A 10,115-nucleotide genomic window follows, 5' to 3' on the forward strand; every position below is an offset into this window, starting at 1 on the left:
GAAAGCGAGTGCCCGGAGCAGAAATCAACAGTCTAATTTAACTTAGCCTTAACAAAAGGGAGGAATCATAGTGCTAGACGTAAAGTATTTAAGAGCGAATTTTGAAGAAGTAAAAAACAAGCTGCAACACCGCGGCGAAGATTTAACCGATTTCGGCAAGTTTGAAGATTTGGATGTAAAACGCAGGGAGCTAATCCTTGAAACTGAACAATTGAAGAGCCGCAGGAATGAAGTTACCCAGCAGGTTGCTGCGTTGAAACGGGAAAAACAGGATGCGGACCATTTGATTGCCGAAATGCGTGAAGTAGGCGACAAAATCAAGGGATTCGATGATCAATTGCGTGTGGTTGAGGAAGAATTGGAAAACCTTATGCTAAGCATTCCTAACATTCCACATGAGAGTGTTCCAATCGGGGAAACAGAAGACGATAATGTTGAAGCCCGCAAATGGGGTGAAGTTCGCAATTTTGAATTTGAACCAAAACCTCACTGGGAGGTTGCTGAACATCTGCAGATTCTTGATTTCGAACGAGCAGGGAAAGTAACGGGAAGTCGCTTTGTATTTTATAAAGGTTTGGGAGCGCGCCTTGAGCGGGCGCTGATCAGCTTCATGCTTGATCTGCATGTTGATGAGCATGGATACAAGGAAATCCTTCCTCCATACATGGTCAACCGCGCAAGCATGACAGGCACTGGGCAGCTGCCAAAGTTTGAAGAGGATGCATTCAGAATTGAAAGCGAAGACTATTTCTTGATTCCGACTGCTGAGGTCCCTGTAACGAATATGCACCGTGATGAAATCCTGAACGGCGAAGAGCTGCCAATCGGCTATGCAGCTTACAGTGCGTGCTTCCGTTCTGAAGCAGGATCTGCTGGCCGTGATACACGAGGCCTGATCCGCCAGCACCAGTTCAACAAAGTTGAATTAGTAAAGTTTGTTAAGCCAGAGGATTCTTATAATGAGCTTGAAAAGCTTACAGGGCATGCTGAAAAAGTTCTGCAGCTGCTTGGACTTCCATACCGTGTGCTAAGCATGTGTTCAGCTGATCTGGGCTTTACGGCGGCTAAAAAGTACGATATCGAAGTTTGGATTCCGAGCTATGGTACGTACAGAGAAATTTCTTCTTGCAGTAATTTTGAGGGCTTCCAGGCACGCCGTGCGAATATTCGTTTCCGTCGTGAACCAAAGGGGAAGCCAGAGCATGTGCATACATTGAACGGATCTGGACTTGCGATTGGCAGAACTGTAGCTGCGATCCTTGAAAACTACCAGCAGGCTGATGGCAGTGTCATCATTCCTGAAGTTTTGCGTCCTTACATGCGTAATCGTAATGTGATCACTCCGGAATAAAAGATAATTTTTTTCTTTTCGGGCAGGAAATCTTCCTGCCCGAAAAAAATATTTGAATTTCTGTTGACGATGTATGTAATGCATGATATTATAATTCTTGTCGATACGGAGGTATACCCAAGTCCGGCTGAAGGGATCGGTCTTGAAAACCGACAGGCGGGTAACACCGCGCGGGGGTTCGAATCCCTCTACCTCCTCCATTAATATTTAAATTAAGCATTAACGCATAAAGCAATTTGGAGATTGTGTAAAAAAATCCGTTACTGATGTAGCGGATTTTTTTATATTTATTTTTAGATTGTACGCTATAACTGTTGGTAAAGATCCTGAGTTTCACTATCTCTTTAGAGATATACATAGGTAAAAATAAAAGCCGCCCAAATTGGCGGCTTATTTTTTCAATAATTGAGTCTGTTTAATGTGAGTTGCGATTTTCTCAACAATTGGCTCTATTGATTCAGGGTTGTTGAAAAGGTCGTAATCATTTATATTCAAACGCAGTACCGGACATGCGTTGAAATTGTTGATCCAGTTTTCATAACGTCCGTGCATTTCTTCCCAATAGGATATTGGTGTCTGCTGTTCCATTGGGCGGCCTCTTAGCTTAATGCGTTCAAGGATGTCATCGATTGAGCCTTCTAGATAAATCAACAGGTCCGGATGTGGGAAGTATGGTGTCATGACCATCGCATCAAACAGGCTTTTATAAGTTTCATAATCCACAGGGGACATCGTGCCTTTTTCATAGTGCATTTTTGCGAAAATGCCTGTGTCTTCATAAATGGAACGGTCCTGGATAAAGCCGCCGCCATATTCAAAAATCCTTTTTTGCTCCTTGAATCGTTCAGCAAGGAAATAGATTTGTAAATGGAAGCTCCAGCGTTCAAAATCAGCATAGAATTTATCGAGATAAGGGTTTGTATCTACCTTTTCAAAGGATGTACGGAACCGCAGGGCATCTGCCAGGGCATTCGTCATTGTGGATTTGCCGACTCCTACTGTACCGGCAATCGTGATGACCGCATTGGCTGGGATGTCATATTTTACTCTAAGATTCATGGTTGTACGCTCCTTTTCCTTAATGATGCAGTCAATTGGTCTATGATCAGCTGCAGGTCAGCTTCATTTTTAACGAAATCCAGATCATCTCCACTGAAGCGAAGAACAGGGATTTCCGGATGCTCCTGTTCGAACTGGAACATAGCCTGTTCGTAATCAAGAGATAATTGCTCAAGGTATAGTGGGCTGATATTCTTTTCAACTTCGCGGCCGCGCATCTTGATTCGCTTCAAAAGCGTGTCGAGACTGGCGGTCAGATAGATGATGACATTAGGCTTAGGCATATCTTTAGTCAGGATTTGATAAATAGCGAGGTACTTATTGTATTCCTGTTCATTAAGAGTCCGCTGTGCGAAGATTAAATTTTTCATTATATGGTAATCAGCAACGACTGGCTTGTTCTTGCTGATGTAATGTTCATTAATATCTCCAAGCTGCTTGTATCGATTACATAGGAAAAACATCTCTGTCTGGAAACTCCATTCTTCTATATCATCATAAAATTTCCCCAAGAATGGATTTTCATCGACAATTTCCTTCAAAAGAGCAAATTGAAATTGCTCGGAAATGGCACGGGCAAGTGATGTTTTTCCGATGCCAATCGGTCCTTCAACCGTTATAAAAGGTGTACCTTCCACAGCATGTCCTCCCTCTCCGTTGTTTCAAAGTTACAATAGTATATTCGCACTTTGAAAAATATCTAGCTCCGGCGCTCATCTACTTAGGCTTGCCTAAGAAAGGCAATGTCGGCCAGTTCCTACAGGACGTGGCGTTTTTTGTCGACAGTTTCTATATTAAAAGGCGCTTTTGCTTTTCTATGTGGTTTACATTTCTGGCATATAAATAGCAAAATCCATTTTATCACACCATGGCATAGAATGGATACGGAATATTAAGAGCCAATTTTAACAAAAAAACAAGACAGCCGCATGAATACTGCGCCTGTCTAATATTATCGAATCCTGTAAAAATTTTTCGGGATATCTATTTTTTATAAAATTTAGGCAATTTCATAATATCTAGGTGAAAAGAAGGACTTTATATTTAAGATGGCCTTTTGAATACATTGAAATTTTCCTGGATCAACAGCCAGTTTTGCGGGAAGGAAAGCCCAAGTTTCCAATAGCTCATTCCTCTTAACTTCAACTCTTTGATCAAATCAAATTTTGCCTGTATAGAGCGGGCATCCTCAAACCAGACCTCATGCTGCTTTCCGTCTGCTGCTGTATATTTGAAGGTCGGTGCCTGAGCTTTCGTATCGTATTGTATAGGAACATTGTATCTTGCAGCCAGTTCAATTCCCTGCTGCGGACTGATTGCCCTAGCTACGCTCCCTTGCACAAATGGAAGGGTCCAATCATAGCCATATAGGTTCTGGCCCATCATGATTTTTCCAGGAGGGATTTCAGTAATGGCATATTCCAGCACTTGGCGGACTGGCCCTATTGGTGACACTGCCTGAGCAGGTCCGCCGCTATATCCCCATTCATAGGTCATGATGACGACAAAGTCGACAATTTCTCCATGTGCCTTGTAGTCATGTGCCGTATACCACTCTCCCATCTGGGCGGCACTTGTTTTCGGAGCCAGGGCAGTTGAAATGAGCCAACCTTCCTGCTTGAAACGGTCTCTTGCTTTTCTAAGGAATTGGTTGTATGCTTCACGGTCAGCTGGTCTTAAGAATTCAAAATCAAAATGGATATCACGGAAGCCGTATTTTTTCGCAGTGGCTACAATATTGTTCAGAAAACGGTTTTGCACTGTCATATCATTTAATAATATTCGGCCTAGCTCATCGCTAAACTGGTCATTTTCTTGGTTCGTAATAACCATCATCAGTGTATTGTTATTTGCCCTTGCAATGGCAGGGAAATCATTTAGAAGCGGTTCTTTCAGCGACCCATCACGGAGGGCCTGGAAGCTGAAGGGTGCAAGGTAGGTTAAATATGGAGCAGCATTGCGCGCAGCAGTTTCTAGTGCAGGAGCAACGGTGTTTCCGCGCGGTTCGACATACGCATTAAATTCCGCTCTTGTTTTTGGCCGCGGCGGAATATAGAGACGGAGGCCAAGAGAGAGAGGCTGATTGACAGATATTCCATTAATCCTCGCAAGCTCTTGATAAGCAATTCCGAACTTCCTAGAGATCGACCACAGGGAATCACCGGGCTGGACCCAGTAAAAGCTGCCGACAATCGGAATGACCATTGCCTGGCCTACCACAAGGTTATTTGGATTAGGAAGTTCATTTGCTTCTGTAATATCCTGAACAGATGACCCATAAATCTGGGCAATCTGCGATAATCTCTGATTAGGCCGCACAACATGTATTTGCATTTTCTTCCCTCCCTGGCATAATAGCGCTACAACCATTGTATGAAGGAAGAAAATGCAGTATGTTATAAACCGAGCTCCTTAGCTGGCTTAGTTTCTGCAGACAATACATTTTTCATCATTGTTAAAGCATATTTGTTATCTTCATCGTTGTTTGAAGCAATGCAGTCCCTTGGGATTATGAGGTCATATTCACGCATATAGGCATCGTTGGCAGTGAAGAGAACACAAATATTACCGGCGATGCCAGTCAGGATAAGAGTATCAACGTTCAATTGCTGCAGCAGGGTATTAAGTGCCGTTCCGTAAAAAGCGGAATGCTTTGGTTTTATCAAGAAATAATCCTTGTTCTTTTCAGGAGAAATCTTATTGATGATTTCCTCGCTTTTTTCATTGGTGCAAAAATCCATTATTTTTTCGAAATCAGCCTGCCATAGATTATAATGGTCATTAATATAGATGACAGGCAGATCTTTTTCGTTAAAATTCTTTTTTAACTGTAAAATAGGATCAATTATTTTCATAGTATGTTCAGCCAATGCTTCTCCAGCATCAAAATTAAAGTCGTTGATCATATCGATGATTAATAATGCCGTTTTAGTCATGTACTTCCTCTCCTTTGTTATATTTTTAGACCGCGGGAGGATTCTTAAACCATATGGAAATAAATCACTTACTCAATTACCGGAGGAAAAGATGTCAGCTCAACTAACTCCTGATGAACAATATATGTATCAAGCGATTGAAGAGGCGAAAAAAGCGGGACAAATAGATGAAGTACCCATAGGTGCAGTTATTGTGCATAATGGTGAAATCATCGCACGTGCCCATAATCTTCGTGAAACACGGCAGAGTTCAATTGCCCATGCCGAAGTGCTGGCAATTGATGAAGCTTGCTCGAAGCTCGGGACTTGGAGGCTGGAAGAGGCGGTTCTTTACGTCACGCTTGAACCATGCCCGATGTGCGCAGGTGCAATCATGCTGTCGCGAGTGAAAAAAGTAGTATATGGCGCCGTAGATCCTAAGGGTGGATGTGCGGGGACATTTATGAACATACTCCAGGATGAACGCTTTAACCATCAGAGTGAAGTTGTATCTGGCGTACTGGAGGAGGAATGCGGTGCACTGTTAACCGATTTCTTCAAGACCCTGCGCGAAAGAAAGAAACGTAAGAAAAGATTTGCGAAAGAAGCATTGGAACAGGATACAGGAATTGACAGCCAATAAACATTGATTTTTATGGGCGAAGTTAGTATACTATGTATGTGTCCTTGAGACACACCTAAATAAGGTTTCAATTTTGCCGTGCTAGTCGGGGAGGTAGCGGTGCCCTGTACCCGCAATCCGCTCTAGCGGGGATGAACTCCTTCCCGAGGCTGTTTTACTGTAGGGTCTGCCTTAAGTAAGTGGTGTTGACGCCCGGGTCCTGCGCAATGGGAATCCATGAACCATGTCAGGTCCGGAAGGAAGCAGCATTAAGTGGACGCTCCCATGTGCCGCAGGGTTGCCTGGGCCGAGCTAACTGCTTAAGTAACGCTTATGGTATTCAGTCGACGGAAGGTGCGCGGCAGTTATATAATAAACAACCAACTCATTTCCTTTGCGGAGATGAGTTTTTTGTTGTTTCAACAAAGACGAGAAAAAACCTTGAACTTTCCATTTGTAAAAGTGAAATTGAAAAAAATATGCGTTATAATAGGAAAGATAATAAAACGAAGGGAGCGGTGTCATTGGCCTACCAAGCTTTATATCGTGTCTGGCGTCCACAGCAGTTCATTGATGTGGTCGGGCAGGAACATGTCACAACGACACTGCAAAATGCTCTGCTTCAACAAAAAATATCACATGCCTATCTTTTTTCGGGACCGCGTGGAACCGGAAAGACGAGTGCTGCAAAAATTTTGGCAAAAGCAGTTAACTGTGAAAAAGCTCCGACAACCGAGCCTTGTAATGAGTGTGATGCCTGCCGTGGAATAACGGACGGATCTATTCCTGACGTGATTGAGATCGACGCCGCTTCAAATAATGGCGTTGAGGAAATCAGGGATATTCGTGACAAGGTTAAATATGCGCCAAACGTCGTGAAGTACAAAGTATACATCATAGACGAAGTGCATATGCTTTCCATCGGAGCGTTCAACGCACTGCTCAAAACTCTTGAAGAGCCTCCGAAGCATGTCATCTTTATCCTCGCAACAACTGAGCCTCATAAGATTCCATTAACGATCATTTCAAGATGCCAACGATTTGATTTTAAGAGAATCACGGCCCAGGCCATTGTTGGCAGGATGAAGCAAATTGTTGAGGAATCTGGAGTTAATTGCGATGAAAAAGCCTTGCAGATCATTGCAAGGGCAGCAGAAGGCGGAATGAGGGATGCCTTGAGCTTGCTTGACCAGGCGATTTCATTCAGCCAGGACAGGGTTACGCTTGAGGATGCATTAACTGTAACCGGTACGGTCTCACAAAATTTCCTTAATCAGCTAGCGAATGCGATTTACGAGCGGAACGCTGCAGCCGGACTGGAAGCGTTGGAAGAACTGCTCATGCAAGGAAAAGATCCAGCAAGGTTCATTGAGGACCTTATATATTTTTACCGAGATATGCTCCTGTATAAGGCTGCACCAGCTCTTGAAGAATCCATGGAAAGAGTCTTGCTTGATGAGGATTTTCAGGAATTGGCCAATAAAATTGATCCAGCCCAAATCTATGAATTAATAGAAGTGTTGAACAAAGCACAGCAAGAAATGCGCTGGACCAACCATCCGCGTATTTTCCTTGAGGTCGCAATTGTGAAGCTATGCCAGCTGGAAACTCAATCTCCGGCGAGCAATGTTAATGTCGAGCCATTGCTAAAAAGGATTGAACAGCTTGAGGAAAAGCTTGCGTATTTCCAGCAAAATCCTGGCCAAGCTGCGGGTGAACCTGCTGCGGCTGCAAAAAAAGCGCCGCGTACGAACCGGAAAGGTTTCCAGGCACCGGCAGGTAAAATCAATGAAGTGTTAAAGAATGCGACAAAGGCAGACCTTCAGACAATCAAAAGCCGTTGGGGCGACCTTCTTGAGATGCTTGCAGCAAAACAAATGCGTTCACAGGCTGCATTGTTGAATGAAGCTGAGCCAGTTGCTGCATCCGATACAGCTGTAGTGATAAAATTCAAATATGAAATACACTGTCAAATGGCAATGGAAAACACCAGGTTTGTCGAGACCGTCAGCAGTGCCATGTATGAATACACAGGCAAGAGCCTGCAGGTAATAGGTGTGCCGGAAGACCAGTGGCTTAAAATAAGGGAAAGTTTTATCAGCCAAAGAGGCGATGGGGCAGATGAAGGGTCATCAGCTAATGAAGACCCGCTGATTTCTGAAGCCAAGAAATTATTTGGCGATGAATTAATACAAATACAAGATTAAAATTGGAGGTACGTTAACATGATGCGTGGAATGGGTAATATGCAAAATATGATGAAGCAAATGCAAAAGATGCAAAAGAAGATGGAAGAAGCACAAGCTCAATTAGGTGAAGAGAAAATCGAAGGAACCGCCGGCGGCGGCATGGTTACTGTCATCGTAACTGGACATAAGGAAATTGTGGATGTTCAAATCAAACCAGAAGTCGTTGACCCGGATGATGTTGAAATGCTTCAAGACCTAGTGCTTGCGGCAACGAATGATGCATTGAAAAAAGCAGAAGAACTAACAAACAATACAATGGGACAATTCACAAAAGGGATGAACCTTCCTGGGGGAATGTTCTAGGAGGAATAGAAAAGAATGCATTATCCTGAACCAATATCAAAGCTGATCGACAGCTTTATGAAATTGCCGGGTATCGGTCCTAAAACGGCTGCACGTCTGGCATTTTTCGTCTTGAGCATGAAGGAAGAAACCGTATTGGATTTCGCAAAAGCACTTGTAAATGCCAAGAGGAATCTGACTTATTGTTCAGTTTGCGGCCATATCACTGACCAGGATCCTTGTTATATTTGTGAAGACCAGCGCAGGGATCGAAGCGTCATCTGTGTAGTCCAGGATCCAAAAGATGTGATTGCCATGGAAAAAATGAAGGAATACAACGGCTTGTACCATGTACTCCATGGTGCGATTTCTCCAATGGATGGCATTGGCCCGGAGGACATCAATATACCTGATCTATTAAAGAGGCTTCAGGATGAGACTGTTCAGGAGGTAATTCTTGCAACTAACCCAAATATAGAGGGAGAAGCAACAGCCATGTATATTTCTCGGCTGTTAAAACCGTCAGGCATTAAGGTCACGCGTATAGCACATGGACTGCCAGTCGGCGGTGACCTTGAATACGCTGATGAGGTCACGCTCTCCAAAGCGTTGGAAGGACGCCGGGAAGTGTAATTCGAGGAAATCTTCAGTTACCATCGAACCTTGGAATGCTTTTCGGGCAGGAAGCTGAATCGGTTCCTCACCGGGATAGCGACTTAATTAAGCGATAAATTCAACTGGAGGAAAGTCATGTTGTTTCGTAAAAAGAAATGGCTTAGAAAAGAATTCGACCAAAAATTAATGGAACAGCTTAACACCATGAAGACAAACTGGAACAATCAAAAGCTACTGGTTGAAAGAAGCTTTGATCCATCAGAAGAGTTTATCACTGAAGCAAAGATTGCCGAAGCAAAGTATTTCTTTCTATTTAAAGAAGCAAAACACAGAAAAATTACGATTAAGGTAAGATAACAGGTATTTTCCATGCAATAAGGTCTTATTTTGATAACTTGTACATAAAAATTAGTACAAGACATTGAAATAAGGGGGAACAGTATGGATCCTGTAGTTGTCATATCGATCCTTGGCGGATTGATCTTCCTGCTGCTAGTTATAGGTGCGCCAATAAAGCCACTCCGTTTTGTTGGGCAGGGTGCAGTAAAGATTTTAATCGGAGCCATCTTTTTATTTTTTCTTAATGCTTTCGGAACCAGCTTCGGAGTTTATATCCCTATCAATATAGCAACAGCAGCGGTTTCTGGATTGTTAGGAATACCGGGTGTGGTTGCACTTGTTGCGATTCAGACATGGATTATATAAGGATTATCTGATGAAGTTAATGAAAATGCCGCTTGTGGAAAGCGGCATTTTTTTTTGCTTTTCGTTGTTTACGGTATCTTTTTTAAGACCATGATTTTTGAAAAAGACAAGAATCTATTCTTCGAAAAAAAACGATCTGTCGAAAATAGTTTTTTTATGAAAAAGTTATTGACCAACCAAGCAAGAGTTGTTATTATATAAAAGTTGCTGTTGGACATCAGTTAATAACTTTTAAAAAAGTGTTGACGAAGCAGAGGCAACATGATATATTATTTAAGTCGCCTACGAGCGACGTTAAAAAATTGCTCTTTGAAAAC

The 10,115-nt window shown here is 42.8% G+C and carries 11 protein-coding genes, 1 tRNA gene and 1 other RNA gene; 9 read left to right on the forward strand and 4 right to left on the reverse strand.

Annotated features, from left to right (window positions below):
• Positions 1 to 70 precede the first annotated feature (70 nt).
• The gene (gene serS / locus V7654_RS22620; protein ID WP_335433098.1) at positions 71 to 1,351 is read left to right on the forward strand and encodes a serine--tRNA ligase; all 1,281 of its coding nucleotides are present in this window, start codon (positions 71 to 73) and stop codon (positions 1,349 to 1,351) included.
• A gap of 107 nt (positions 1,352 to 1,458) precedes the next feature.
• Positions 1,459 to 1,551: transfer RNA gene (locus V7654_RS22625), tRNA-Ser, on the forward strand.
• Positions 1,552 to 1,741: 190 nt separating this feature from the next.
• Here the strand turns inward: V7654_RS22625 and V7654_RS22630 are convergent.
• From V7654_RS22630 to V7654_RS22645, 4 genes are all read right to left on the reverse strand, one after another.
• Positions 1,742 to 2,410, reverse strand: a complete 669-nt coding sequence (locus V7654_RS22630; protein ID WP_335433100.1) for a deoxynucleoside kinase — start codon at positions 2,408 to 2,410, stop codon at positions 1,742 to 1,744.
• Positions 2,407 to 3,048 (reverse strand): deoxynucleoside kinase, encoded by a 642-nt coding sequence (locus V7654_RS22635; protein WP_335433101.1) that lies wholly within the window; start codon positions 3,046 to 3,048, stop codon positions 2,407 to 2,409. Before V7654_RS22635 ends, V7654_RS22630 begins: the two co-directional genes overlap by 4 nt.
• A gap of 406 nt (positions 3,049 to 3,454) precedes the next feature.
• A complete protein-coding gene (locus V7654_RS22640) occupies positions 3,455 to 4,744 on the reverse strand; it encodes a glycoside hydrolase family 18 protein (protein ID WP_335433102.1) in 1,290 nt (429 codons plus the stop codon).
• Positions 4,745 to 4,806: 62 nt separating this feature from the next.
• Positions 4,807 to 5,346 (reverse strand): isochorismatase family cysteine hydrolase, encoded by a 540-nt coding sequence (locus tag V7654_RS22645; RefSeq protein WP_335433103.1) that lies wholly within the window; start codon positions 5,344 to 5,346, stop codon positions 4,807 to 4,809.
• A gap of 91 nt (positions 5,347 to 5,437) precedes the next feature.
• Between V7654_RS22645 and tadA the strand changes: the two genes are divergently transcribed.
• The 7 genes from tadA (at position 5,438) to V7654_RS22680 (ending at position 9,798) form a co-directional block, all read left to right on the forward strand.
• Entirely contained in the window at positions 5,438 to 5,968 is a 531-nt protein-coding gene (tadA, locus tag V7654_RS22650) for a tRNA adenosine(34) deaminase TadA (protein ID WP_335433104.1), read from the forward strand.
• 76 nt (positions 5,969 to 6,044) lie between these two features.
• An RNA gene (gene ffs / locus V7654_RS22655) (signal recognition particle sRNA large type) lies at positions 6,045 to 6,309 on the forward strand.
• Positions 6,310 to 6,471: 162 nt separating this feature from the next.
• The gene (dnaX, locus tag V7654_RS22660; RefSeq protein WP_335433105.1) at positions 6,472 to 8,154 is read left to right on the forward strand and encodes a DNA polymerase III subunit gamma/tau; all 1,683 of its coding nucleotides are present in this window, start codon (positions 6,472 to 6,474) and stop codon (positions 8,152 to 8,154) included.
• Between the two features lie 18 nt (positions 8,155 to 8,172).
• Entirely contained in the window at positions 8,173 to 8,499 is a 327-nt protein-coding gene (locus V7654_RS22665; protein ID WP_335433107.1) for a YbaB/EbfC family nucleoid-associated protein, read from the forward strand.
• Between the two features lie 15 nt (positions 8,500 to 8,514).
• Positions 8,515 to 9,111: a recombination mediator RecR gene (gene recR / locus V7654_RS22670; protein WP_335433108.1), complete on the forward strand. Its 597-nt coding sequence runs from the start codon at positions 8,515 to 8,517 to the stop codon at positions 9,109 to 9,111.
• A gap of 117 nt (positions 9,112 to 9,228) precedes the next feature.
• Positions 9,229 to 9,450, forward strand: coding sequence for a YaaL family protein (locus tag V7654_RS22675; RefSeq protein WP_335433109.1), 222 nt, complete (start codon positions 9,229 to 9,231; stop codon positions 9,448 to 9,450).
• An 84-nt stretch (positions 9,451 to 9,534) separates the two neighbouring features.
• On the forward strand, positions 9,535 to 9,798 hold the full coding sequence (locus tag V7654_RS22680) for a pro-sigmaK processing inhibitor BofA family protein (RefSeq protein ID WP_335433110.1): 264 nt from the start codon (positions 9,535 to 9,537) through the stop codon (positions 9,796 to 9,798).
• Positions 9,799 to 10,115: the final 317 nt, after the last annotated feature.

Origin of the sequence: Bacillus sp. JJ1609 (assembly GCF_036967045.1) — a bacterium.
Classification (GTDB): domain Bacteria; phylum Bacillota; class Bacilli; order Bacillales; family Cytobacillaceae; genus Mesobacillus.